Source organism: Burkholderia sp. 4M9327F10 (assembly GCF_005503145.1).
Taxonomy (GTDB): domain Bacteria; phylum Pseudomonadota; class Gammaproteobacteria; order Burkholderiales; family Burkholderiaceae; genus Paraburkholderia.
Window position 1 is genome coordinate 38,775 of sequence record NZ_SCNV01000027.1, and the last position, 22,426, is coordinate 61,200.

Consider the following 22,426-nt stretch of genomic DNA (forward strand, 5'->3'; position numbering starts at 1 on the left):
AACGAGTGAAGCGAATGAATGGCTGGCAAGGCAGGACGTGAGGTGTTCATGTCGCGTTCGCGAACAGCACGCCCAGGGTTCCGGCGGCAATCGCGACCCCGTAGGGCAGCGAGCCGACCGAGGCGAGCGGCGCCGGTTTGTCTGCGGCAGCCTGCGTGCCGCGCTGTGCGGCGCTTGTCACCATGCACAGCAGGTTGCCGAGCAGTTGTCCGGCGGCGCGCCGCTGTGCAACCAGCGCCAGCGACCAGATACCGCCGATCACAAACGTCGCAAGTGCGATCTGCACGGTCGGCCAGGCGCCCAGCCATGCGCCGATCATCATCAGCAGCTTGACGTCGCCGGCGGCCATGCCGCGCAGCAGATAAAACGGCAGCAGCAGGGCAAAGCCGGTGAGCGCACCGGCGAGCCATGTGGCGCTGCCGGCGAGCGGCCCATGCAGCCAGCCCTGCACCAGCAGCGCGGCGATCAGTCCCGTGGCGATGATCGGGTTGGGGATGCGCCGGCTCACGATGTCCGTGCTCGCGGTGACGATCGCGAGCAGCACCACGCAGGCGGGTATCGGGTGAGGCGGAAGCGGAAAGCCTGGCATCATGAACCTCGTTAGGTAGGTCAGACCGACGCGGCAACGTCGCTGAACAGCAGATTCAGATTGGTACCGGCCGTGCGTACGGCGCCGATGATCACGATCGCAATCAGGAAGGCGAGCAACGCGTATTCAATGGATGTGACACCGCTCTCATCGTCGAGAAGAAGCTGAAGCCTCGCGATGGTTCGGAAAAAGCGGGTCGGCGCGACCGGCTGCGACGCTGCGAGTCGGGAAACGGAACGAGCTGTATTCACGGTTGACTCCTTGGTGCCGGGCCGGCGCGGACCCCAACTGCAAGATCGGACGGGACGGACGACGGGTGCCGCGTGGTCGTCCGCCGCCGGGACGTTCAGACCGAAGCGGCGACGTCGCTGAACACCGAGTTCAGGTTGGTGCCGAGCGTCTTCACCGAACCGATGATGACGATGGCAATCAGCGCTGCGATCAGGCCGTACTCGATGGCGGTGACGCCGTCTTCGTCGCGGAGGAAACGCTTGGCTTGCGTGAGGATGGTTTGCATGACGATCTCCAATAGGACTACTACGGATATAACCCTGCGCCGGAATTGGCCTCGGGAAGGGACTACGGTTACAGCAAAGCGGTACTGCGGGGAAAAGCGAATCGGGTTAGCTTCTGTGCTGAGGCAGATCGGTATCCGCGTCGTCATCTGCGCTCGTATGGGCAGGAGCAGACAGGGAAAGCTGCTGGCAGGCAGCAACGTTCGCGGCAGTCATGGCGGCAGTTGCAAGCGCGTCGCGGTAGCCGGGCCATGCCGGCAGTGAAACGAAGGCGGCACGGTGGGTCGGCTCGCCGGGAAGCTTCGGTGCGGCAGCGAGCGGCTTCCAGTTCAGCGCTTCGTGCCTGGGGCGTGCGATGGTACGCCCGGATGTAGGGTTCTTCATGTTCAATCCCCGTGTTCAGCTGCTTATCTATGGCATGGAGTCTGGTCAGAACTCCTGTCTGCGGTGTCCGGTTCTGTTTCTGGACGCTACGTCCTCGACTGCCGCGCTCACTCCTATGCAAGGCATGGGCCAGCTCGCGCAAAACCGCGCAAATACGGGACGCGCGCGCCGCCAGGGGCTTTTGGCACGTGGCCCGTGCCCGGTTTGTCGCAACCTTGAGACGAATCGAGGGGGACGCGAGACCGTTCAACCCTCCGCAAAGGCGCACGCAGCCTGCATATCGGCTTCGGCCCAGGGACTTTCCATGAGTGCGGTGTGAGGCCGTTTTCGCGAGAAACCGGCCTGTTCCGGATGGCCGGCTCGCACAAGGTGTCTCAGGTGTGAGGCTGCTGTGTGGGCTAAGCCACATAAGACGCGGCGTTTTCGACAGCCGCGGCCGTTCGGGTGCCGGCGATCGTCCGCGTGTCCAAATGCGGGACTTGAAACTTCAATTGTTTTCCTACAACAATGAATCGACCGGTAAGGCGACGATGTATCTATCGCATGCTTAGGAAGATTAGGAATCGAAACAAAAAGACTGTTTGAAAAGCGCCGACTGACCTCCGGCGCACACATAAGGCGGGGATGATGGAAAGTCTGGTACGGGGATTGCACCGCGCAGAGCGCCGCATCTATGACTGGGTGACACGCGACCGGCTGGTCGTGTATAGCGGCTTTGCGCTTCTGATCGAGGCGGCGATCTTCGCCTTGTGGGCGTGGAGCAGCCACGGCTTCACATTGACTGGCGGCCACCGGCCCGGTACCGACTTCTCGGTCTTCTGGGTCGGCTCTCACGTCATCCTGCACGGCGTGCCGGTACAGGTCTACGACTATGTCGCGTTCGGCAGACTCGAGCGGCTCCTGATGGGTGGCTACCAGCACGGCGACTTTCTGCCGTGGCTATACCCGCCGATGTTCCTCCTGCTCGTCACGCCGCTTGCGCTGCTGCCGTTCTGGCCGGCATTTTTTGTGTTTGTGGTGGCGAGCGTGGTGCTCTTTTGCCTCGGCGTATTGCGCGTTGCGGGGCTCGACAAGGCAGTGGGTGACGCGAAGCTGGCGGCCTTCGTTGTGGCGACGTTTCCCTGCGTCTTCGTGTGCGCGACGTTTGGCCAGAACTCGATGTTGACTGCCGCGCTAGCCGCTTTCTCGGTCCGCTGGGTGGACCGCCATCCGCTGCGCGCAGGTCTGTGCATTGGCCTGCTGGTCGCCAAGCCGCAGATGGCGCTGCTGTTTCCGCTGGTGCTGATTGCGGCACGGGCGTGGCGCGCGATGGCGGCGGCAGCGCTCACCGCACTGCTGTTCACCTTGCTCAGCGTACTGGTGTGCGGGCCGCAGTCGCTGCATCTGTTTTTCGCCGCCGCGGAACTTGCGCGCGGCATCACGCTGGAGTCCGGCGTGCGTTTCTGGCTTGCTTCACCCACGCCGTTCGCCGCGTTCAGGCTGGCCGGCCTCGACCTGACGCCGGCCTATCTCGCGCAAGCGGGAGTGGCGCTGGTTGCGGCCGCGGCCGCCTATGACGTATGGCGGCGCACCTCGGACAGCGGCGCGCGTGCCGCGATTCTGGCGGTGGCGACGCTGATCGCCAATCCCTACGTCTGGCACTACGAACTGGCATGGCTCGGCATTGCGCTTGCCTTTATGGCTGCAGCCGGCTTGCGCCGCGGCTGGTTGCGCGGCGAGCAGACGGTGTTGGTGCTTGCATGGATGCTGCCGCTTTACGAGTTCTTCAACCGCGTGTCGGAATGGCCGCAGATCGGACCGGTCGTGCTGTTGCTGGTGGTCCTGATGATCGTGCAACGTGTGCGCAGCGACGCAGGGAGTGTGCAATGAACCCGATCTCATCGACTGCAGTGCGGCTCAGCGGGCGCCGGGCGCCGCGTGCCTACCGCGCGGCCCACACTGCGGACCGGCCACATTGGCTCGGCGGCGAGCGGCTGCGGACCTACGCGCTGGCGGCGCTTGCCTGTTATGGAATGTTCCTCGCCGTCTACCTGTACCGTACCGAGTGGCAGCACCGTCCGGACTTCGGGCCGCTGGCACTGGACTTTCTGCCTTTCTGGAGTGCGTCGTGGCTGGCATTGCATCGCCATGCGCTCGATGCGTACAACCTCGTTGCGCTGACCGCAGTCGAGACCGACGCCATCTCGCGTTCCCCCGGCATCCTGCCGTGGCTCTATCCGCCGACTTTCCTGCTGGTCGTGTATCCGCTCGCGCTGCTGCCGTTCAAGATTGCCGCGCTCGCGTTCCTCAGCGGCACGCTGGCGTTCTTCGTCAGCGTGATCCGCGTGATCGTCCCCGGCCGGCAAACCATGCTGCTGGCGCTGGCGTTTCCGGGTGCGGCGCTGGTGCTGGTGTGCGGGCAAAACGGCTTGCTGACCGCCTCGCTGGTGGGGCTGGGTCTGGTTCTGCTCAGGAGCCGTCCCGTTCTGGCCGGCATATGCTTTGGATTGCTATGTATCAAGCCGCATCTTGCCGTGCTGCTGCCGCTCGCGCTTTTGTGCTCGCGCTCGTGGCGTGCGCTCGGTGCAATGGCGCTGAGCGCGGCGGGGCTGCTCGCGCTGTCCGTGCTGTTGTTCGGCACGGGAACGCTGCTGGCGTTTCTGCATAACGCGGGATTTATCAGCGGTCTCGTCGAGTCCGGCCGGGCGTCGCTCGCACGCATGCCCACCGTGTTCGCGATGGCAACGCTCGCACATGTGCCGCGGGCATGGGCTTACGCCGCGCAGGGCATCTCGGCATGGATCGCCGCAGCCGCGGTCTGCTATGCCTGGGGGCGCGATTGTGCCTTCGCGCTGCGCGCCGCCGTGCTGGTCTGCGCCAGCCTGCTCGTCAGCCCCTATCTGTTCGACTACGACCTGACCTGGCTGGGCGTGCTGATCGCGTGGTATGCGCGGCATGGCCTTGCTCGCGGCTGGAAGCGCTACGATCGCGAGTGGCTGGTGGGGTTGTGGTTCATACCCGTTGCGGGGGTCTTCGTGGTGATGCAACTGAAGTTCCAGTTCATGCCGCTCGTCACCGTTGCGACGCTGTGGATGCTGACGCGGCGCATTGCGCAGGAGCGGCGGGCGCCTGTCGTGTTGCAGGACGATATCGGGGAAGTGTCTGCGGCGTGGTTGCCGCAGCACGCCGCGCATCGGTAAGCGCGGATCAAAACAATTGAGTCGAAAGGGAAGGGGGTAACATGTCCACACATAACACCAGAAATCTGATTTCGCTGGTCGTGCCGTTCTACAACGAAGGCGCTGCGGTCGGCCATTTCTTTGCGCAGATCGTACCGGTGCTCGAAGCGATCGAAGGGATCTGCTTTGAGATCGTCTGCGTGAACGACGGCAGCAAGGACACCACCCTCGAGCAGCTGATCGCCTTCAGTGCGAAGGACGCGCGCGTACGGGTGGTGGACCTCACGCGCAACTTCGGCAAGGAGGCTGCGTTGACCGCGGGCCTCGACGAAGCGCTCGGCGACGCCGTGATCCCGATCGATGCCGACCTCCAGGATCCGCCCAGCCTGATCCCGGTGATGATCGATCACTGGCGCGCCGGCGCCGATGTGGTCGCCGCCAAACGCGCAAACCGCGCATGCGACTCGTTCGCGAAGCGGACCGCCGCCGCGCTGTACTACCGCGTCCACAATGCGCTCTCCGACCTGAAACTGCCGGAGAACGTGGGCGACTTCCGGCTCATGGACCGCCAGGTGGTCAATGCACTCAAGCGCTTGCCGGAGCGCCGCCGCTTCATGAAGGGGCTGTTCGCGTGGGTCGGCTATCGCACCGTGATCGTCGAGTATCAACGCGAGGCGCGCAGCGCCGGGCATTCGAAATTCTCGGGCTGGCGGCTGTGGAATTTCGCGCTCGAAGGCATTACCAGCTTCAGTACGGTGCCGCTGCGCTGCTGGACCTATATCGGTCTCGTGATCGCGGCGCTTGCCTTCGGGTACGGCGGCTTCATGATCGGGCGCACGCTGCTGTTCGGCAACCCGGTGCCGGGCTACGCGTCGCTGCTGTGCGTGCTGCTGTTCATGGGCGGAATCGAGCTGATCGGCATCGGCGTGGTAGGCGAGTACGTTGGACGCATCTACTACGAGTCGAAGGAGCGGCCGGTGTATCTGGTGCGCCGCCGCTATCAGGCGCGCAGCAAGGTGAGCGCGCTGCCCGTGCGTGGAGGCGTGGCGCAGGCGGCGGCGCCGGTGCGCTTCGAAGCGGCGCGCAAGCGCGCGGCGCCGCGGATGCGGGTGGCGGCGCGATAGGGGCGTTGCGTGCGTCTCGCCGTGGCCCGGAACAGCGCTGGGCCTGGCGTCATGGCGCTTAGGCTTATTGATTCGCGGTGAACAGATGCGGATCGATTGCAGCCGCCAGCGCCTTGTAGCCGGCGTCGTTTGGATGCACATGGTCGCCGCTGTCAAAGGCCGGCAGCAGCCGCTCGGGGTGAGCGGGATCACGTACCGCCTGATCGAAGTCGACCACCGCGTCGAACGCGCCGCCGGTGCGGATCCAGCGGTTGACCGCCGCGCGTTTCGCTTCGCCCGCCGCCGTGTAGAACGGCGCTTCGGCGCCCGCAAAGGGTGTCAGCGTGGCGCCCCAGATTTTCAGATGTTTCGCGTGGGCGCGAGCGATCAGCGCTTTCATGCCGTCGATAATCTGTTGCGCCGAGACGTTGGCCTCCGGTGTTTTCAGCACGTCGGCGGCGGCGATGTCGTTGATGCCTTCGAGCAGCAGGACCCATTGCACGCCTGAGGCGTCGACGGCGTCGCGCTCAAAACGCGACAGCGCGCTCGGCCCAAGGAAGGGATCGGCGCCGTCGTGCAGGATACGGTTGCCGGCGATGCCCGCATCGACGACGGCCACCGTCGAGAACGCCGGATCGGCGTGCAGGCGAGCAGCGAGCGCATCCGGCCAGCGGGCGTTGCGGTTTTCTGTCGAGCCCGCGCCGTCGGTGATGGAATCGCCGAGCGCGACGAGCGTGTGCGCTTCCGGCGCCGCGGCAACCTGGACGTCGGTCAGAAAGTAGCGGCTATCGTCGGGCTTTGCCTTTGGCAGGGAGATTGCCGTGGTGGCGTCGACGCCCGACGCGATGAACGCGGTTTGCTGGCCCAGCAGATGGGTGGTCGATGCGCCGGCGCCAGATGCGACGTACAGCGTCACCGCCAGCTCTTCGAGAGCGCTTACTGGAAACGCGGCTGGATCGCTGAGGACGTCGGCGCCTTTGGCGATCGTCACCGTGGTTTTGCCGCCGAAAGTCAGGGCGCGGCCGGTACCCGGGCGGATCGCAGAACCGCCGGCATAGCTCGCGATGTGCACAGGGCCGAGGGTGATCGGCCCGCTGCCATAGAGGTTGGACAGGCGAACGCGCACACCCGCTCCGCCGATGCTGATCCGCACCACCTGACGCACGGTGCTGGCCGCGAGCGGCGGCCCAGCCGAATCGGGCGACGCTGCCCAGCCGTCGACCCAGTGAGGATGAGCTGTGGAAGCGTCGGGCGCGAGACTCGCGCAGGCGCTAGCGGCCAGCGCGGACAGCCAGAGTGCCAAGGTGACGTGCCGCAGTGCGGATCTTCTCATTAGCTTGCCTGATTGGTTTGGGTCATGGCCAGGCTCGCGGCCAGGCTCGCGGCGTCCTTCCGGCCCGTTAGCCATGCCCCGGCCGCCGCACGGCGCGCACCTTCCCGCTGCTGCCGCCGCCGCAGAAAAACTGACCGGCGCCGTCGCATTCTAGTCCTGATACACCGATCCCGGAGGGCATCTCGAGCTGCTCCAGCACGTCGCCATTGTTCGGATCGATTCGCCGCAGCGCGCTCTCGTCACCTTCCCATGTGCCGTGCCAGAGTTCGCCGTCGACCCACGTGACACCGGTGACGAAGCGATTGGACTCGATGGTGCGCAGAACCGTCCCCGTGTGCGGATCGACCTGATGGATTTTCCGCTCCCGGTACTGGCCCACCCAGAGCGTCCCTTCAGCCCAGGCGAGACCGGAATCCGCGCCGCCGCCAGGGGCCGGGATGGTGGCGAGCACCTTGCCGGTCTGCGGATCGAGCTTCTGGATGCGGTCCTCGACGATCTGAAACAGATGCTCGCCGTCGAAGGCCGTGCCGGCGTGCGCGGCCACATCGAGCGAGCGCACTGGCTGGCCGCTCACGGGGTCCATGGCGTTCAAGGTCCCGCCGCTGGCAAACCAGACCCGCTCGCCGTCGTAGGTGACCCCGCCCACCTGGTCGACGCCCGGAAAAGGACCATATTCACGGATGATTTCGGCTGCTGCTCGTTTCATGATTGCCTCGCGGTGATTGGTTGGATTCCATCCTACTCAGGCGGCAAGGGAGTGGGGAGTAACAAGGTCGTCGTGAAACCGGCCACGGGTGGCGTCATCCAGCGCCGCGCACGGCCGCGGCCGAACGGCTGCACCTTGCCGGCTGCCGCGAGCGAATCGAGGGCGCGCTGCACGTTGCGCTGGCTCGCGCCGAGCGCCAGCGCGAGACCGGAGCTGGACCACGACTCGCCGTCGGAGAGGAAGGCGAGCACGGCCGCATGCTTCTCTTCAAGAGGCCGCGCCAGCACGGCCACTTCGCTCGCGCCATGCGGCAGCAGCGCAAAGCCTGGGCGTGTCGCCCTGATGTCCGCCACGGCCCTCAACATGGTGCGCAGCCGCCCGATCTCGACACGCAAGCGGGCGCGATGCGATTCGTCGGCGTGTTTTGCACGGAAGGCGCGCGCTACCAGCGTGTCCCTCGGCACATCTGCGGGCCATGCCTCGGCCAGCGTGCGCAGCAGCGTGAACAACACCGGACGGCGTGCCAGCGAAACGACGGTACCGGCTTCGCTTGCGGCATAGCGGCAAGCATCGACAACCAGCGCGTTCGATGCCAGCAGGGCTTCCACTTCGTCGAGCAGCAGGAGCCGTTCTTCGCCGCGTGCGATCAGACGGGCAGCAGGCGTATTCAGGACGTGCGACGCGCTGCTGACTTCCGCGCTGAGCGCCGGGATTCCGGCGTGGCGCGCGGCGTGTCCGGCCCGGGCAAGCGCGGCGCGTGCCGCCTGGGTGTGCAGGCGGCGCATGGCGAGGCCCGCCACGACCAGTTCGTGGGCGGCGCGCAAGGCAGGCGGGAAGGGCGACGGGTCGAATCCGTCGAGCAGGCGCTCGGCTTCGTCGAGCTGTCCGATCAGCAGCAGGCGCCGCAGCTCGAGATAGCGTGCATGTGCGGCGTTCGCGTGGTCGCCGTGCGCTTCGAGCGTTGCGCGGGCCGCGCCGAGCGCTTTGGCGGGCCATTTGAGGTCGCGTGACACAAGCGCGATTTCGGCCTCGGCGACGACACAGCGCGCACGGGCCACCGACTCCCTGGGACCGAAGGCGCGCGCCGCGCTGCGCACCAGCGCCCTGGCGCGCACGAGGTCGCCAAGCTGCGCCATGGCGATGCCGCGTAACGCGAGCGCCGCCGCATCGTCGCGTAACGCGATCCGGTTCAGCGCGCCAAGCGGATCGCCCGCCGCGAGCGCACGGGCCGCCGCCGTGACTAGTGAGTCCATGGTCTACGCGAATCCCGCCACACTTGTCACTCCCGCCGTTGGGTGCCCAGAACTAATCTATCACGACCAACCACCCGTCCGACGTCTCGCCAACCCGGCGAGCGGCACAGGACACCTGATGGAGGCGAACATGACTACGACACATAGCACCGGCAGCCGCGAAGCATGGCTGGCCGCACGGCTCGACCTGCTCAAGGCGGAGAAGGAATTGACGCGGCGCAGCGACGAAGTGGCGCGGCAGCGCCAGGCGCTGCCATGGGTTCGGATCGACAAGGATTACCGGTTCGAGACCGCCCAAGGCAGCGCCACGTTCGCCGATCTGTTCCAGGGGCGCTCGCAACTGCTGGTCTACCACTTCATGTTCGGGCCTGACTACAAGGCGGGTTGCCCCTCGTGCTCCGCGATCGCGGATGGGTTCGACGGCATCGTCGTTCATCTGGCGAATCACGACGTGACGCTGACGGCGGTGTCACGGGCGCCGCTCGCGAAGCTGCAGGAATACCAGCGGCGCATGGGGTGGACGTTTCCCTGGGCGTCTTCGTACGAGAGCGATTTCAACTTCGACTTCAATATCTCGTTCACGCAGGCGCAGCAGCGCGAGGGCGAGGTCGAATACAACTACGAACGCGGCCGTCATGCGATGGACGCAGTGCCGGCGCCCGAGCCGGTTGTCCAGTTCGCCGCGACCTGCGGAACCGACCCGCAGACCTACGCACTCGACCGGCCAGGGCTCAGCGCGTTCGTGCTCGAGGATGGCGTGGTGTATCACACGTACTCCACCTATGCGCGCGGCGTGGATGGTATCTGGGGCATGTACCAGTGGCTCGACCGGGCTCCCAAGGGGCGCAACGAATCGGGCATCTGGTGGAAGCGCCACGACGAGTACGGCGTGCGCTGAGGTGTGACATGAATGCGCCTGGTGCAGCCTCGCGGCGGGAGATCCCGCGACATGGGGTCTCCCAACTGGGCTTCCTGTGTGTCGCCGGGCTGCTGTTCGTGGCCTGTGTGGCAGCGACGGTGGTCTGGTGCATGTCCATGTCCGCCATGGGCGAGACGCCGATGCCCGGCGCTTGGGGTGTCTCCGCGGCGTGGAAGCCGATGTGCGGGCGGACCTGGGCCAGCGTGGCGGCGTCGTTCGTCGGCATGTGGGTCGTGATGATGGTGGCGATGATGATGCCGTCACTTGTACCCGCGCTATGGCGGTACCGTCAGGCTGTGGCGGCGAGGGCAGGCGGAATGCGTCTTGGGCGCCTGACCTTGCTGGTGGGCGTGGGGTATTTCCTTGTCTGGACCGGGTCAGGGCTGATCGCCTTCGGGGCGGGGGCGGTGCTGACAACGCTGGAGTTGCGGTTGCCGGCCGTGGCGCGCGCCGTGCCGCTTACGGCCGGCCTGGTTGTCCTCGGCGCGGGGGTGCTCCAGTTCACCCGCTGGAAGGCGCGCTGCCTCGCGCGCTGTCACGAGGCGCCGGGGTGCGGCACGGCATTGTCCGGCGGCATGGCCTCGGCCTGGCGATACGGTTTGCGCCTCGGCCTACGTTGCAGCTATGCCTGTGTTGGACTGACGGCGACCCTGCTCGTACTTGGGGTCATGGATCTGCGGGTCATGACGGGCGTGACCGCAGCCATGACCGCCGAGCGCCTGGCGCCCGGCGGCGAACGCGCTGCGCGATGCGTTGGGGTAGCCCTGATCGCGCTAGCGGTGCTGCTGATTGCGCGCCTCAGATGACCGTGATCGAAACGCCGATGTTGCCGCGCGTTGCCTTCGAGTACGGGCAGGTCTGGTGTGCCGCCTCGATCACTGCCTGAGCGATCTCCCGATCGAGGCCTGGCAGGCTCACATTCAGGCGGGCCTGCAGGAAGTAGGCGTCGTTGGTGGTGCCCAGGTCCACTTCGGCGTCGACGGCGGTGTCGGCCGGCAGTGCGACGTTCATTTTTGCCGCCGCCTTTCCCATTGCGCCGATAAAGCAGGCCGACCAGCCGGCCGCCAGCATCTGTTCAGGATTGGTGCCCGTGCCTGCTGAGCCGGGAACCGAGAGCTTGACGTCGAGCCGGCCGTCGGAACTGCGCGAGGCTCCGTTGCGTCCGCCGGTGGTATGGGTCTTGCCCGTGTACAGCACTTTTTCCAGTTGGGTCATGATGTCAGCCTGTATGAATTCGGTTGTGGAAGATTCGTTTGTCGAAATGGCACAGTGTTTAATAAAAAGGATTGCTTAAGGTATTGAAATCGGCAAGCAATCCTGTGGCGTCTGGACGATCAGCCGCCGCGATACAGCTTGTTCAGGTAAGCGATCTGGCCATCGTGCTCGGCCTGCACCAGTTCATGGCGCACTTCAGCGCGCGTCTTCTGTGCCGCGCCAGCCGTGCCCGGATTCCATTGCTGGATTTGCGCGGGGCTCAGTTGCGTGCCGCTGGTTGCGGGAGCGTCGGCGGCGTGGGCGAAGCCAGTCGTGGCGAAAGCAGCGAAGGCCAAAGCGATCATTGAGGTTTTCATGTGATTCTCCGTGTACTAGAAAAATGGAAAAAGGCGTCGGCGTATCGGGGTGCAAGGCAGGCCAATCAATCGTGCTCTGCGGTGTTGCTTGCCTCCGGCATCCGGCGTTGATGCATTTAAACCGGCGAACGTATCTGGCTTGTGTCGAAAGAGCGGTTGTTTGCAATGTTGTGTATCGCCTCGAGATCCAGATACATGGCGATACAAATCACGGGTTTTCCGCGAGCAAGGCCTTGATCTTCGCCTCGGTCTCGTCGTAATCGCCTTCGCCGAAGTGCGTGTAGACCACGTGCCCCTTCTTGTCGACCAGATAGAACGCGGGCCAGTACTGGTTGTTGTAGGCCCCCCAGGTGGCATAACGGTTGTCCTGCGCAACGGGGAAGGTAATGTCGAAGCGCTTGATGGCGGCCTTGACGTTGTCCGTGTTGCGCTCGAACGGATACTCGGGCGTGTGGACCCCGACCACCACCAGGCCCTGGTCCTTGTATTTCTGGTTCCATGTCTTGACGTAGGGCAGCACATGGATGCAGTTGATACAGGTGTAGGTCCAGAAATCGACCAGCACGACCTTGCCGCGCAACTGCTGCATGGTGAGCGGATCGCTATTGAGCCATTTGTCGATGCCGGTGAACTCCGGCGCGCTGTTGCCGCCGCTGACCGGGTTTGCAACCGGAGCCGTGTCGGCGCCGGCCGCAGGCAATGCAACGAGACTGGCGATGGCCGCCGCGCTGCCTGCTATGACTGCGGCAAGCAGGGCGACGGAGGTAGTGGTTTTGAGTCGGGATGGCATGTCAGCGTCCTTTCGAAGGAGAGGGGAGGAGAGCGGGCGTCTGATCGCCGCGCATGGCCGTATTGGAACGCCCGTTCGTATCTGGCTTGTGTCCCCGGGGCGGCCGGGTGCAATGTTTTGTGTCACGGGCGCGCCCAGATACACTGAGATACAAAGCGCCGCGCGTACTGGGCTATAAAGCAGCCATTGCTAACGCGGAGAGCGCTATGAGTACCGGAACTGCTGCAAGTCCTGTCCCTCGTGGAGGACGCATGAGACGGCTCATGTCGATCCTCGCCTTCCTCGCAGGCGGGCTGGCCGCGGAAATGGCGCACCCGGTGCACTGTTCGCTGCTCAACGTGAACCGGGTGCGCGTGAATCGTCGGAAGGATTGAACCGTTGATGGAAAACACCGATCACGTGCTGATCGTCGATGACGATCGCGGCATTCGCGAACTGATTGCCACCTACCTCGAGAAGAATGGCATGCGCGTGTCGCTGGCCGCCAACGGCCGCCAGATGCGCAGCGTCCTCGAACAGGGCGCGCCCGATCTGATCGTGCTCGACCTGATGCTGCCCGGCGAAGACGGTCTTGTGCTGTGCCGCGAACTGCGCGCGAGCAAGTTTCGTACGGTGCCGGTCTTGATGCTGACGGCCCGCAGCGAGGAGACGGATCGCATCGTCGGGCTGGAAATGGGTGCTGACGACTACCTCGCCAAGCCGTTTGCCGTGCGCGAGCTGCTGGCGCGCATCCGTTCCGTGCTGCGCCGCACCCGCATGCTGCCGCCGGGCATGCAGGTGACGGAAACCGCGTCGATGATCGGCTTCGGCGACTGGCGCCTCGACACCACGGCGCGCCATCTGCTCGACGCCGAGGGCACCATGGTGGCCTTGAGCGGCGCGGAGTACCGCTTGCTGCGGGTGTTCCTCGATCATCCGCAGCGCGTGCTGACACGGGATCAACTGCTCAATCTGACCCAGGGCCGCCAGGCCGATCCGTTCGACCGCTCGATCGATCTGCTGGTGAGCCGCTTGCGGCAGCGCCTTCAGGATGTGGCGCGCGAGCCCCGTTACATCAAGACGCTGCGCAGCGAAGGCTATGTATTTTCCGCGGCCGTCACCATGATTGAAGGCGACTCATGAAACAGAATGCATTGCTGCATTGGCCGCGCACGCTGTTCGCGAGGCTTGCCCTGATTCTCTTTGTCAGCCTCGCGCTGGTGCAAACGCTGTCGGTATGGCTCACCATGACCGAACGGGACCAGACCATGGCGAACGTGATGATGGGCTACATCGAGCGTGAGGTCAGCAGTTCTGTCGCGCTGCTCGACCATCTGCCGGCCGACGAACGTGCCGAGTGGCTGCCGCGGCTCGCGCGGCGCACCTACACGTTTGTTCTGGGCCCGGGTGTCGCCGGCATGCCACCGGATGCGAAGCTCTCGGCACGGGTGGCGCAGTCCATCGCAGATGGCATCGGCAAGCGCTATCCGCTCACGGCCAACGCGGTGCCGGGCGACCCGGACCGGCTGCAGGTGCATTTGCAGCTGAGCGACGGCACACCGCTGACGATCGATTACCACCCCATGCCGGGCGCGCCGCTCTCGCCGTGGCTGTCGTGCGTGCTGGTGCTGCAACTGGTCGTGCTGGCCGCGTGCTGCTGGGTGGCGGTGCGGCTCGCCACGCGCCCGTTGAGCCAGTTGGCGCGGGCGGCCGACACGCTGGGCCCTGACCTGAAGGCGGAGCGCTTGCCCGAGGACGGGCCGGATGAAGTGGCGCGGGCCGCACGTGCTTTCAACGCCATGCAGGACCGCATCCGGATGTACATGACCGAGCGCCTGCAGATTCTCGCGGCGATCTCGCACGATCTGCAAACGCCGATCACCCGCATGCGTCTGCGCGTCGACGTGATGGACGACAGCGCCCAGGGCGCAAAACTGCAACAGGATCTGCGGGAAATGGAAACCATGGTCAAGGAAGGCGTCACCTACGCGCGCACCATGCACGGCGCCAGCGAGGCGCCGCTGCGGATCGATCCGGACGCGCTGTTCGACAGCCTCGTGCTCGACTATGTGGATGCGGACAAGGACGTCTCGCTGCACGGGCGAATCGGCGCGGCGCTGGTGACGCGCCCGCAGGCGTTGCGGCGCATCGTCGGCAATCTCGTGGATAACGCGCTGAAGTTTGGCGGGTCGGCTGAGATACAGGTTGCCGCCGCGCACGACGGGCAGGTTTCGGTCTGCGTGCTCGATCGCGGGCCCGGGATTCCGGCTGAATCGCTGGAAGCGGTGTTCGAGCCGTTCTACCGGCTGGAAGGGTCGCGCAATCGCGGAACGGGCGGCACCGGGCTGGGCCTTGCAATTGCGCGGCAACTTGCGCTGGCGATGGACGCGACATTGTCGTTGCATAACCGCCCAGGTGGCGGTCTGGAAGCCCGATTGTCGTTAAAGGTGAGCAGTTAGATTCGGATAGCTAATCAATGTATTCAAGGAGTTTTCAATGCCGGACCAGATCAATATTCGACGCCGCCGTCTGCTTGGCACGACTGTGGCTGGCCTTAGCTTGATGGAGCTGGGTCTGAGCGGACTTGCACAGGCGCAGTCGAATGGCGCGACAACTGGCTCGCAGCCTGCGGCGCGGGTTGCTTCGTTCGATACCATTCGCCAGATAGACGCCGGAACCCTCAATGTCGGCTATGCGGAAGCCGGTCCGCAGAACGGGCCGGTCGTCATCCTGCTGCATGGATGGCCTTACGATATCTATAGCTTCGCCGAAGTGACGCCCTTGCTGGTGTCCGCCGGTTATCGGGTGATCGTGCCGTATCTGCGAGGGTATGGTTCGACGCGCTTCCTGTCCGCGGATACGCCGCGCAATGGCCAGCAGGCCGTGGTTGCGGTCGACATCATTGCGTTGATGGACGCCCTGAAGATCGATCAGGCGATCTTTGGCGCTTTCGATTGGGGCGCGCGCACGGCCAATATCATTGCGGCGCTGTGGCCGCAGCGCTGCAAGGCGATGGTGTCGGTAAGCGGGTATCTGATCGGCAGCCAGCAGGCTAACAAGGCGCCGCTGCCGCCGAAGGCCGAACTGGCGTGGTGGTATCAGTTCTATTTCGCCACCGAGCGCGGCGAGGCCGGCTATGCGGCGAACCGCCACGACTTCAACAAGCTGATCTGGCGTCTCGCTTCGCCTAAATGGAATTTCGATGACGCGACGTACGAGCGTTCGGCCCAGACGTTCGACAATCCGGATCATGTCGCGGTGGTGATTCACAACTACCGCTGGCGGCTAGGCCTCGTAAAGGGTGAGCCGCAATACGACGGGCTCGAAGCGCGTCTGGCGACGGCGCCGGCCATTTCGGTTCCGACCATCACCATGGAGGGCGATGCCAACGGCGCACCACATCCCGAACCGGCGGCCTATGCGAAGAAGTTTACCGGCAAGTATCAACACCGGAATATCGACGGGGGCATTGGGCATAACCTGCCGCAAGAGGCGCCGAAGGCGTTTGCCGATGCTATCGTCGATGTGGTCCGCCTCTAAAGCGGCTATTTCCCCCAGCGTTTCGCCTCAAGCGCCATCGTGTCGTTAGCGATCTCCAGAAAGCTGTCGACGATCGGCGTCGTATGTTGCTGCTGAGGACATACCGTGAAGCCGCGAAACAGGATATCCGGCGAAAACGGCCGGAACTGGATCTTCGCCGGATTGGCATCGAAAGTCGCAAGGGGATTGACGATGCCGACGCCCAGGCCGCGCGACACAATCGCGCAGATGGTTGCGCCGTAGGGCGTTTCGATAGCCGGCACCTGCTTGACTTCCGCCTGGCGCAACACGCGATCCAGCGATGAACGGGTGTCGTCCGCATACGACGGCAGGATCAGGTTTTCGCCGCGCAGATCGCGTGCATGGATGCGTTTGTGCGCTGCCAGCCGGTGTCCGGCCGGCAGCGCACAAACGCCGGGCAAGCGGTATAGCTCGGTACTCGTCACACCGAATGCATCAGGCGTCGTCGTAGCGAAGCCGATATCGCAATAGGCCGACGAAGCCCAGCGCTGGATGGTGCCTTCGCTGCGCATCTCCAGCGATATCGCAATGCGCGGATACGCAGCGAGAAAGCGCTCGATCACCATCGGCACGAACGACAATGCCAGCACGGGCGCGGCGACGAGCCGCAGACGGCCACTGCCGAACTGGCGGATTTCCCGCGCGGAATGGGCGAGTTTTTCGAGGCCCACAAAACTCCGGTCGACTTCGCGATAGAACGCGCTGCCTGCGTCGGTGGCCTGAATGCGCCCGCCGTTGCGCGTGAAGAGCGCCAGTCCGGTCGACGTCTCCAGCTCCGCAATCAGGCGGCTCACGCTCGGCTGCGACGTGCCGAGCTCCTCGGCCGCAGCGGTCATCGAGCCGCGCAACATGACCAGCCGGAACGCTTCGATTTGCCGTTGATTCATCCGCCCGCCTCGCGTGATTTCGTTGCTCCGAGTCTCAGCTTGCCATATCAAAATTGAATGGCAGGCGTTTTTGGTCGTATTTGACCGGATGGGCGGCAAAAACCTAGACTGGCTTGCATCCTGTCACCGGCGGTGCACGATGCGTTCCGATACCCTGCTGTTTCATGACGATTTCCGCGTGGCCCCATACTGGTGGGACGCCGCGCCGCCCGAGACGGTGCGCGACGCGCTGCCTGCCCGCGCCGATGTGGTGATTGTCGGCAGCGGTTATTGCGGCTTGTCGGCGGCCGCGGAAGCAGCGCGGCTCGGCGCGAGCGTCGCCGTGCTCGATGCCGCGGAAATTGGCGCGGGCGGCAGCACGCGCAGCGGCGGCATGGTGTCGAGCGGCCAAAAGCTGGCGCTGACCAACGCGATCCGTGGTGTCCCGGCAGAAAGACTGGAACGGCTGATGCGCGAATCGATGGCGAGCTTCGACTATCTGAAGCGCCTCGTCGCCGAGGAATCGCTCGACGCCGATCTGCAGATCACCGGCCGCTTCTTTGGCGCATTCACCCCGCGCCACTTCGACCGTTTGCGGCGCCAGGGCGATCTGCTGCGCGACAAGACCGGCGTAACGGTGCATGTCGTGCCGCGTGCGGATCAACACGCGCTGATCGGCTCCGATTACTACTACGGCGGGATTCTCGTCGATGAATACGGCGGTCTGCATACGGCCAAATATCACCGCGCGCTGCGCGATCTCGCCTGGCGGCGCGGCGCGACCTTGCATTCGCATGCGGGCGTGCAACGGATCGAGCGCAACGGCGCGGGCTTCAGGGTGCACGCAACGCGGGGAGCGATCGAGGCGAAGCAGGTGCTGGTCGCCACCAACGGTTATACCGGGCGGCTGCTGCCGTTCTTCTCGCGGCGCGTGCTGCCCGTAGCGAGCTATCAGATCGCGACGGAGCCGCTGCCGCCAGGACTCATGGCCGTGCTGAATCCGGGGCGACGGATGATCAGCGATTCGAAGCGCAATCTGTTCTACACGAGACCGTCGCCCGACGGCACGCGCATGCTGTTCGGCGCGCGCCCGGCGATCCGCGAAGTGAGCGAGCGTGAAGCGGCGCGCATGCTGCACGCCAAGATGATCGGCTTATGGCCGGCCCTGCGCGACGTGCGCATCACGCATGCATGGAAGGGCTATGTCGCGATGACCGGCGACAGGCTCGCGCATATCGGCGAGCACGAAGGCGTTCATTACGCACTGGGTTGCAACGGCAACGGCGTGGCGCTGATGAGCTATCTGGGCGCGCGAGTCGCAAAACACCTGCTGGGACTAGACGCCGTGCCCGGCGCATTCGGCGAGGGCGCGTTTCCGCTCAGCGTGGCCGGCATGGCGAGCCGCCTGAGCGTGCCGCTCGGCACGGCGCTCTATACGTTCGACGATCTCTGGAGCGGCCGCGTGCGCGCCGCGCTGTCCTGACGTTTTCATCGCGGGTTCTTTCGTATTTTCGACGGAGCAAACATCATGCGTTTTCGCCATCTTCTCAGCCTCTTTGCGGTTGTCGTTCCCTTATCGCTCGCGTTGGCCGGCAACGCGCGTGCCGATGACGTCGGCACGCTGACGCCCGGCAAGCTGGTTGCCGGCGTGGATGCGAACAACAAGCCGTACTCGTATATCGACAACGGCAAGATGACGGGCTTCGACGTGGAACTGCTGCGAGCCATCGCGGCAAAACTCGGCTTGAGCGCCGAGTTCCGCGCCCAGGATTTCAGCGGACTGCTGCCTAGCGTGGCGAACCAGCAGATCGATCTGGCCGCCGGGTCGATTTCGATCACGAAGGAGCGGCTGAAGATGGTCGATTTTTCGGAGGGCTATCTGACCGGCCTGTTGAGCGTCGCAACGCTGCCGGACAGCGCGATCACCAGCGATGTGTCGTCGGTGAAGGGCAAGCGGATCGGCGTCGTGCAGGGCACGATCGAGGACACGTATTCGGACAGCTACCTGCCGGGCGCCCAGATCGTGCGCTTTCCGAACCTGAATGCGGGCTTCCTGTCGCTGCGCTCGAAATACGTCGATGGCTACTTCGTGGATAAAACGCTCGTGGAAGGCTTGCAGGGCAAGTATCCGCAACTGAACATCGCAGACAGGCTCGACATCTCCGCCGTCAATCTGCCCGCCGGCTTCCCGGTGCACAAGGGCAACGCGAAGCTCGAGGCGGCGCTGAACAAGAGCATCGGCGAACTGGTTGCGGACGGCACCTGGCTCAAGCTGTACCTGCAGTTCCACCCGGGCTATCCTAAGCCCGCGGATCTGCCGCCTTATGCGATGAAGTCGGGCAGTTGAATGAGTCCGGCCGGCCGCCGACGGGCGGCTGACCGAACACGCTGCTGACGCTCAACCAGGGAGCGCACCATGGATGCATTCTTGCAGAACTTTCTCGACTGGCCGTTGTTGATCTCCTCGATGCCGTCGCTCTTGTGCACCGGCCTCGTCAACACGCTGGTGCTGTCGGTGTTCTCGACCGTGCTGGGGATCGCCGCGGGCATGGTGCTGGCCTTGATGGCGGTGTCGCACACGCGTTGGCTGATGCTGCCCGCACGGGTGTTCGTCGATGTGTTTCGCGGCCTGCCGGCAGCGCTTGTGATCCTGCTCGTCGGCCAGGGGCTCGCTCCCGTGGGGCTGGCCGTCTTCGGGCCCAATCCCTACCCGCTCGCAATCGTTGCTCTCGGGCTGATCTCGTCCGCCTATATCGCGGAGATTTTCCGCTCCGGCATTCAAAGCGTGGGACGCGGGCAACTGTCCGCGTGTCAGGCGCTCGGCATGACGTACTGGAGCAGCATGCGCCATGTGATCGTGCCGCAAGGCGTGCGGCGGATCCTGCCGGCGCTCGCCAACCAGTTCATTTCGATCGTCAAGGATTCGAGCCTGGTCTATTTTCTCGGCCTGCTGACGTCGCAACGCGATCTGTTCACGATCGGCCAGAACACCTCGGTCAATACGGCCAACCTGTCGCCGCTGGTGGCGGCGGGCGTGGTATATCTGCTCCTGACCGTGCCGCTCACGCATGCGATCAACCATATCGACCGCTGGACCAACCGTCATGCGAATCCGACGCGGGGAGATTCCAGCGCGGGCTGGGCGCGCCGGCAGCGCAGGGCTCAGGTCTCGGCCAATTCCGTCGCCTCGGTCAGGACCGGTATCGCCGATCAACATAACTAGTCTTCACAAGCAAAGCGCGAGACACAATGGGACCTAAAGTAGAGACGGTTGCCGACGACACCACGTTGCCTGCGCAAGTTGATGTCGTCGTTATCGGCGGGGGCATTATCGGCGTGAGCACGGCCCTTTATCTGAGCGAGAAGGGCCTGCAGGTCGCGCTTTGCGAGAAAGGCCATATTGCGGGCGAGCAGTCGAGCCGCAACTGGGGCTGGGTACGTGTCACGCACCGCGACATGCGCGAGTTTCAATTGAGTATCGAAAGCCTGAAGCTATGGCGGAAGATGGATGCGGCGTTGGGCATCGACACCGGCTTCAATCAGTGCGGCATCCTTTACATGACCGCCGAAGACAGCATGATGGACAATCATCGCGTGTGGCTCGACAAGGCGCGCAACCTGGCGGGCGATGCATTCGACACGCGCGAGATAGACGGCAGATCCGTTGCCGAGCTGCTGCCCGGCGCGACGAAGGCGTTCAAGGGCGGACTCTACACACCGGGCGACGGCCGTGCCGAACCGCAAAGAGCCGCACCGGCGATCGCGAATGCGCTGCGCAAACGTGGGGTCAAGATTCTGACGCCCTGTGCCGCACGTGGCATTGAAACGAGCGCCGGGCGGGTCAGCGCGGTCGTCACCGAGCACGGGACAATACGCTGCAATAGCGTGGTCGTGGCGGGCGGCGCCTGGTCGCGGCTCTTTTGCGGCAACCTCGATATCGACGTGCCGCAACTGCTGGTCAAAGCCTCCGTGCTGCGCACCGAACCGCTCGGCGGCGGCCCGACCGTTAGCGCGAGCAACAAGAAGTTCGCGTTTCGCAAGCGTGCCGACGGCGGCTACACGGTTGCGTTCGGGTTTCGCACTTATAGCGATCTCACACCGGACTCATTCCGCCTTTTCTTCAAGTACATCGAAGCGCTGAAGAGCCAGTTGGGCTCCCTGCGTGTCGGTATCGGCGCACGCTTCTTCGATGAGTTGCGCCGTCCGCGCCACTGGGCGCTCGACCGGCCCACCGCGTTTGAGCAGGTCCGTACGCTCGATCCCGAACCGATCACCGAGTACACCGACGCCGGCCTGCGCGAATTCATCAAGGTCTTCCCGCATTTGTCGCACGCGCGAATTGCGCAGCGCTGGGCGGGCTACATGGATGTGACGCCGGACGCCATTCCGGTGATCTCCGGTGTTGATAAGGTGCCGGGGTTCTTTATCGGCACCGGCTTTTCCGGGCACGGATTCGGTATCGGCCCGGCGGCTGGGAAGCTGATGGCGGATCTGGTGACGAACGACACGCCGCTTGTCGATCCGCATGCGTTTCGTTTGAGCCGCTTCAGCGACGGGACGAAGATTGTGATCGACGCGGGATTTTGAGGCGGCGCCTCCTGTGAGGCGTTAAATCAATGCATCTTGCGGCAACTGCGCGTGCGCAAACGCGCGCACGTGCGTCACAAACTTCTTCACCAACAACGAAGGTGGCCGTTGCGACGGCAACAGTACGGAGAAGTCCGTCACGATATCCGGCCGGAAGCGGCGGAACACGATATCCGTGCCGCGATACTCAAGCGCCGTGACCGGATCGATAATCGCGACGCCCATTCCCGCTGAGACAAAGGAGCAGATGGCCACGGCCGTTTGCGTCTCCACGATCAGCTTGCGCTCGATGCCATGCGAGGCGAACAGCGCGTCGATCTCATAGCGCGCTTGCAGACCGCGCCAATGCGACACGAACGGCTCGTTGCGCAAATCCTCCGGAACCAATGTGGCTTTCGCGGTGAGCCGATGGGTGGCCGGCAGTGCGCAGACCATGCGGGTCGACATCAATAGCTCTCCATGCGCGGCTGGCGTGCTCAAGGCAAGAATCACAAAGCCGACGTCGCAGCGATGTTCGATCACCATGTCGAGTACGACGTGCGACGGATGCGCAGCGAGCGAAATTTCCACCCCTGTATGCAAGCGGCTGAACTCGGCAATGGCGCGCGGCAGAAACGATAGCGCGAGCGCCGGCGCACCCGCGATCTGCAGCGTACCGCGCTGCGACGCACGAATCTCCAGCGCGGCGCGCTCGATCCGCTCCACGCCGACCAGCGAACGCTGTACCTCTTCATGCAAGGCGAACGCTTCCGGCGTCGGCTGCAAACGGCCGTGCGCGCGGTCGAACAGCACAAACCCGGTGCTTTCTTCCAGGTCGCTGATGAGCCGTGTCACGGCGGGTTGCGACACATGCAGCATCTGTGCGGCACGCGTGACGGTACGGCACACCATGACTGCATTGAACGCTTCCAACTGCCGGATCTTCATGAGGACGGTCGCTCAAAATGTATAAGTGAATGTTATACGACACAGAAAAAATTCGATTTCCCGCTCCTTTTTTTTCTCCATAAGCTGGCTTCACTGCGGGATGGCTAGCGTATTCGCGGCACCGCACGACGATAACCGGGTGTTTTCCCTGATTAGGTTGCTGCGCTACGGGCGCTGTTGAGGAG

General features: G+C 64.4%; 24 protein-coding genes. 12 read left to right on the forward strand and 12 right to left on the reverse strand.

What is annotated here, in order from left to right; all coding sequences use genetic code 11:
• Positions 1-46 precede the first annotated feature (46 nt).
• The 4 genes from FFS45_RS22870 to FFS45_RS22885 all read right to left on the reverse strand — a co-directional run bounded on the left by FFS45_RS22870 (position 47) and on the right by FFS45_RS22885 (position 1,488).
• Entirely contained in the window at positions 47-592 is a 546-nt protein-coding gene (locus tag FFS45_RS22870) for a prepilin peptidase (RefSeq protein WP_137956908.1), read from the reverse strand.
• A gap of 17 nt (positions 593-609) precedes the next feature.
• Positions 610-768: a Flp family type IVb pilin gene (locus FFS45_RS22875; RefSeq protein WP_137956965.1), complete on the reverse strand. Its 159-nt coding sequence runs from the start codon at positions 766-768 to the stop codon at positions 610-612.
• Between the two features lie 167 nt (positions 769-935).
• Positions 936-1,106, reverse strand: a complete 171-nt coding sequence (locus FFS45_RS22880; RefSeq protein ID WP_137956909.1) for a Flp family type IVb pilin — start codon at positions 1,104-1,106, stop codon at positions 936-938.
• A 106-nt stretch (positions 1,107-1,212) separates the two neighbouring features.
• Entirely contained in the window at positions 1,213-1,488 is a 276-nt protein-coding gene (locus FFS45_RS22885; RefSeq protein ID WP_137956910.1) for a hypothetical protein, read from the reverse strand.
• Positions 1,489-2,115: 627 nt separating this feature from the next.
• Between FFS45_RS22885 and FFS45_RS22890 the strand changes: the two genes are divergently transcribed.
• From FFS45_RS22890 to FFS45_RS22900, 3 genes are read left to right on the forward strand one after another with little or no spacing between them, the layout of a single operon-like run.
• Positions 2,116-3,357: a glycosyltransferase family 87 protein gene (locus FFS45_RS22890; protein WP_137956966.1), complete on the forward strand. Its 1,242-nt coding sequence runs from the start codon at positions 2,116-2,118 to the stop codon at positions 3,355-3,357.
• Positions 3,354-4,667, forward strand: a complete 1,314-nt coding sequence (locus tag FFS45_RS22895; RefSeq protein WP_137956911.1) for a glycosyltransferase family 87 protein — start codon at positions 3,354-3,356, stop codon at positions 4,665-4,667. Before FFS45_RS22890 ends, FFS45_RS22895 begins: the two co-directional genes overlap by 4 nt.
• Before the next feature lie 41 nt (positions 4,668-4,708).
• Complete coding sequence (locus tag FFS45_RS22900) at positions 4,709-5,770, forward strand: glycosyltransferase (protein ID WP_137956912.1); 1,062 nt, start codon at positions 4,709-4,711, stop codon at positions 5,768-5,770.
• A 64-nt stretch (positions 5,771-5,834) separates the two neighbouring features.
• Here FFS45_RS22900 and FFS45_RS22905 read toward each other — a convergent pair whose 3' ends face one another.
• The 3 genes from FFS45_RS22905 to FFS45_RS22915 all read right to left on the reverse strand — a co-directional run bounded on the left by FFS45_RS22905 (position 5,835) and on the right by FFS45_RS22915 (position 9,041).
• Complete coding sequence (locus tag FFS45_RS22905; RefSeq protein ID WP_249362896.1) at positions 5,835-7,082, reverse strand: SGNH/GDSL hydrolase family protein; 1,248 nt, start codon at positions 7,080-7,082, stop codon at positions 5,835-5,837.
• A 67-nt stretch (positions 7,083-7,149) separates the two neighbouring features.
• Positions 7,150-7,788, reverse strand: a complete 639-nt coding sequence (locus FFS45_RS22910; protein ID WP_137956913.1) for a PQQ-binding-like beta-propeller repeat protein — start codon at positions 7,786-7,788, stop codon at positions 7,150-7,152.
• Between the two features lie 32 nt (positions 7,789-7,820).
• Positions 7,821-9,041 (reverse strand): helix-turn-helix domain-containing protein, encoded by a 1,221-nt coding sequence (locus FFS45_RS22915; protein ID WP_137956914.1) that lies wholly within the window; start codon positions 9,039-9,041, stop codon positions 7,821-7,823.
• 130 nt (positions 9,042-9,171) lie between these two features.
• Here FFS45_RS22915 and FFS45_RS22920 point away from each other — a divergent pair, with 130 nt between their 5' ends.
• Together FFS45_RS22920 and FFS45_RS22925 are read left to right on the forward strand one after the other, a co-directional pair.
• Entirely contained in the window at positions 9,172-9,939 is a 768-nt protein-coding gene (locus tag FFS45_RS22920) for a DUF899 domain-containing protein (RefSeq protein ID WP_137956915.1), read from the forward strand.
• Positions 9,940-9,947: 8 nt separating this feature from the next.
• A complete protein-coding gene (locus FFS45_RS22925; RefSeq protein WP_137956916.1) occupies positions 9,948-10,766 on the forward strand; it encodes a DUF2182 domain-containing protein in 819 nt (272 codons plus the stop codon).
• On the opposite strand, the gene FFS45_RS22930 is transcribed toward FFS45_RS22925, so the two are convergent.
• From FFS45_RS22930 to FFS45_RS22940, 3 genes are all read right to left on the reverse strand, one after another.
• Entirely contained in the window at positions 10,759-11,175 is a 417-nt protein-coding gene (locus tag FFS45_RS22930; protein WP_137956917.1) for an organic hydroperoxide resistance protein, read from the reverse strand. The two genes, FFS45_RS22925 and FFS45_RS22930, sit on opposite strands and share 8 nt — an antisense overlap.
• A gap of 119 nt (positions 11,176-11,294) precedes the next feature.
• Positions 11,295-11,531: a DUF4148 domain-containing protein gene (locus FFS45_RS22935; RefSeq protein ID WP_137956918.1), complete on the reverse strand. Its 237-nt coding sequence runs from the start codon at positions 11,529-11,531 to the stop codon at positions 11,295-11,297.
• 208 nt (positions 11,532-11,739) lie between these two features.
• Positions 11,740-12,321 carry a thioredoxin family protein gene (locus FFS45_RS22940; RefSeq protein ID WP_137956919.1) on the reverse strand — a complete coding sequence of 194 codons (582 nt, stop codon included), beginning with the start codon at positions 12,319-12,321 and terminating at the stop codon, positions 11,740-11,742.
• 381 nt (positions 12,322-12,702) lie between these two features.
• On the opposite strand from FFS45_RS22940, the gene FFS45_RS22945 reads away from it, so the two are divergent.
• From FFS45_RS22945 to FFS45_RS22955, 3 genes are read left to right on the forward strand one after another with little or no spacing between them, the layout of a single operon-like run.
• Positions 12,703-13,443: a response regulator gene (locus FFS45_RS22945; protein WP_137956920.1), complete on the forward strand. Its 741-nt coding sequence runs from the start codon at positions 12,703-12,705 to the stop codon at positions 13,441-13,443.
• Complete coding sequence (locus FFS45_RS22950; protein ID WP_137956921.1) at positions 13,440-14,759, forward strand: HAMP domain-containing sensor histidine kinase; 1,320 nt, start codon at positions 13,440-13,442, stop codon at positions 14,757-14,759. The genes FFS45_RS22945 and FFS45_RS22950 overlap by 4 nt, the downstream gene beginning before the upstream one ends.
• Before the next feature lie 37 nt (positions 14,760-14,796).
• A complete protein-coding gene (locus tag FFS45_RS22955; RefSeq protein ID WP_137956922.1) occupies positions 14,797-15,840 on the forward strand; it encodes an alpha/beta hydrolase in 1,044 nt (347 codons plus the stop codon).
• 5 nt (positions 15,841-15,845) lie between these two features.
• Here FFS45_RS22955 and FFS45_RS22960 read toward each other — a convergent pair whose 3' ends face one another.
• Positions 15,846-16,748, reverse strand: coding sequence for a LysR substrate-binding domain-containing protein (locus tag FFS45_RS22960; protein WP_137956923.1), 903 nt, complete (start codon positions 16,746-16,748; stop codon positions 15,846-15,848).
• 139 nt (positions 16,749-16,887) lie between these two features.
• Here FFS45_RS22960 and FFS45_RS22965 point away from each other — a divergent pair, with 139 nt between their 5' ends.
• From FFS45_RS22965 to FFS45_RS22980, 4 genes are all read left to right on the forward strand, one after another.
• The gene (locus FFS45_RS22965; RefSeq protein WP_137956924.1) at positions 16,888-18,210 is read left to right on the forward strand and encodes an FAD-binding oxidoreductase; all 1,323 of its coding nucleotides are present in this window, start codon (positions 16,888-16,890) and stop codon (positions 18,208-18,210) included.
• Positions 18,211-18,255: 45 nt separating this feature from the next.
• A complete protein-coding gene (locus tag FFS45_RS22970) occupies positions 18,256-19,074 on the forward strand; it encodes a transporter substrate-binding domain-containing protein (protein ID WP_171029723.1) in 819 nt (272 codons plus the stop codon).
• Between the two features lie 69 nt (positions 19,075-19,143).
• Positions 19,144-19,950, forward strand: coding sequence for an amino acid ABC transporter permease (locus tag FFS45_RS22975; protein ID WP_249362897.1), 807 nt, complete (start codon positions 19,144-19,146; stop codon positions 19,948-19,950).
• Between the two features lie 26 nt (positions 19,951-19,976).
• The gene (locus FFS45_RS22980; RefSeq protein ID WP_137956925.1) at positions 19,977-21,314 is read left to right on the forward strand and encodes an FAD-binding oxidoreductase; all 1,338 of its coding nucleotides are present in this window, start codon (positions 19,977-19,979) and stop codon (positions 21,312-21,314) included.
• 21 nt (positions 21,315-21,335) lie between these two features.
• Here FFS45_RS22980 and FFS45_RS22985 read toward each other — a convergent pair whose 3' ends face one another.
• Positions 21,336-22,241, reverse strand: coding sequence for a LysR substrate-binding domain-containing protein (locus FFS45_RS22985; protein WP_137956926.1), 906 nt, complete (start codon positions 22,239-22,241; stop codon positions 21,336-21,338).
• Between the last annotated feature and the right edge of the window lie 185 nt (positions 22,242-22,426).

Excerpts from the sequence above, each read along its gene's own strand:
- FFS45_RS22955 (WP_137956922.1), top strand. The coding sequence starts at position 14,797 with ATGCCGGACCAGATCAATATTCGACGCCGCCGTCTGCTTGGCACGACT.
- FFS45_RS22970 (WP_171029723.1), top strand. The coding sequence starts at position 18,256 with ATGCGTTTTCGCCATCTTCTCAGCCTCTTTGCGGTTGTCGTTCCCTTA.
- FFS45_RS22930 (WP_137956917.1), bottom strand. The coding sequence starts at position 11,175 with ATGACCCAACTGGAAAAAGTGCTGTACACGGGCAAGACCCATACCACC.
- FFS45_RS22975 (WP_249362897.1), top strand. The coding sequence starts at position 19,144 with ATGGATGCATTCTTGCAGAACTTTCTCGACTGGCCGTTGTTGATCTCC.
- FFS45_RS22870 (WP_137956908.1), bottom strand. The coding sequence starts at position 592 with ATGATGCCAGGCTTTCCGCTTCCGCCTCACCCGATACCCGCCTGCGTG.
- FFS45_RS22945 (WP_137956920.1), top strand. The coding sequence starts at position 12,703 with ATGGAAAACACCGATCACGTGCTGATCGTCGATGACGATCGCGGCATT.
- FFS45_RS22935 (WP_137956918.1), bottom strand. The coding sequence starts at position 11,531 with ATGAAAACCTCAATGATCGCTTTGGCCTTCGCTGCTTTCGCCACGACT.
- FFS45_RS22925 (WP_137956916.1), top strand. The coding sequence starts at position 9,948 with ATGAATGCGCCTGGTGCAGCCTCGCGGCGGGAGATCCCGCGACATGGG.
- FFS45_RS22895 (WP_137956911.1), top strand. The coding sequence starts at position 3,354 with ATGAACCCGATCTCATCGACTGCAGTGCGGCTCAGCGGGCGCCGGGCG.
- FFS45_RS22910 (WP_137956913.1), bottom strand. The coding sequence starts at position 7,788 with ATGAAACGAGCAGCAGCCGAAATCATCCGTGAATATGGTCCTTTTCCG.
- FFS45_RS22940 (WP_137956919.1), bottom strand. The coding sequence starts at position 12,321 with ATGCCATCCCGACTCAAAACCACTACCTCCGTCGCCCTGCTTGCCGCA.
- FFS45_RS22980 (WP_137956925.1), top strand. The coding sequence starts at position 19,977 with ATGGGACCTAAAGTAGAGACGGTTGCCGACGACACCACGTTGCCTGCG.
- FFS45_RS22985 (WP_137956926.1), bottom strand. The coding sequence starts at position 22,241 with ATGAAGATCCGGCAGTTGGAAGCGTTCAATGCAGTCATGGTGTGCCGT.
- FFS45_RS22915 (WP_137956914.1), bottom strand. The coding sequence starts at position 9,041 with ATGGACTCACTAGTCACGGCGGCGGCCCGTGCGCTCGCGGCGGGCGAT.
- FFS45_RS22920 (WP_137956915.1), top strand. The coding sequence starts at position 9,172 with ATGACTACGACACATAGCACCGGCAGCCGCGAAGCATGGCTGGCCGCA.
- FFS45_RS22880 (WP_137956909.1), bottom strand. The coding sequence starts at position 1,106 with ATGCAAACCATCCTCACGCAAGCCAAGCGTTTCCTCCGCGACGAAGAC.
- FFS45_RS22900 (WP_137956912.1), top strand. The coding sequence starts at position 4,709 with ATGTCCACACATAACACCAGAAATCTGATTTCGCTGGTCGTGCCGTTC.
- FFS45_RS22950 (WP_137956921.1), top strand. The coding sequence starts at position 13,440 with ATGAAACAGAATGCATTGCTGCATTGGCCGCGCACGCTGTTCGCGAGG.
- FFS45_RS22960 (WP_137956923.1), bottom strand. The coding sequence starts at position 16,748 with ATGAATCAACGGCAAATCGAAGCGTTCCGGCTGGTCATGTTGCGCGGC.
- FFS45_RS22890 (WP_137956966.1), top strand. The coding sequence starts at position 2,116 with ATGGAAAGTCTGGTACGGGGATTGCACCGCGCAGAGCGCCGCATCTAT.
- FFS45_RS22905 (WP_249362896.1), bottom strand. The coding sequence starts at position 7,082 with ATGAGAAGATCCGCACTGCGGCACGTCACCTTGGCACTCTGGCTGTCC.
- FFS45_RS22885 (WP_137956910.1), bottom strand. The coding sequence starts at position 1,488 with ATGAAGAACCCTACATCCGGGCGTACCATCGCACGCCCCAGGCACGAA.
- FFS45_RS22965 (WP_137956924.1), top strand. The coding sequence starts at position 16,888 with ATGCGTTCCGATACCCTGCTGTTTCATGACGATTTCCGCGTGGCCCCA.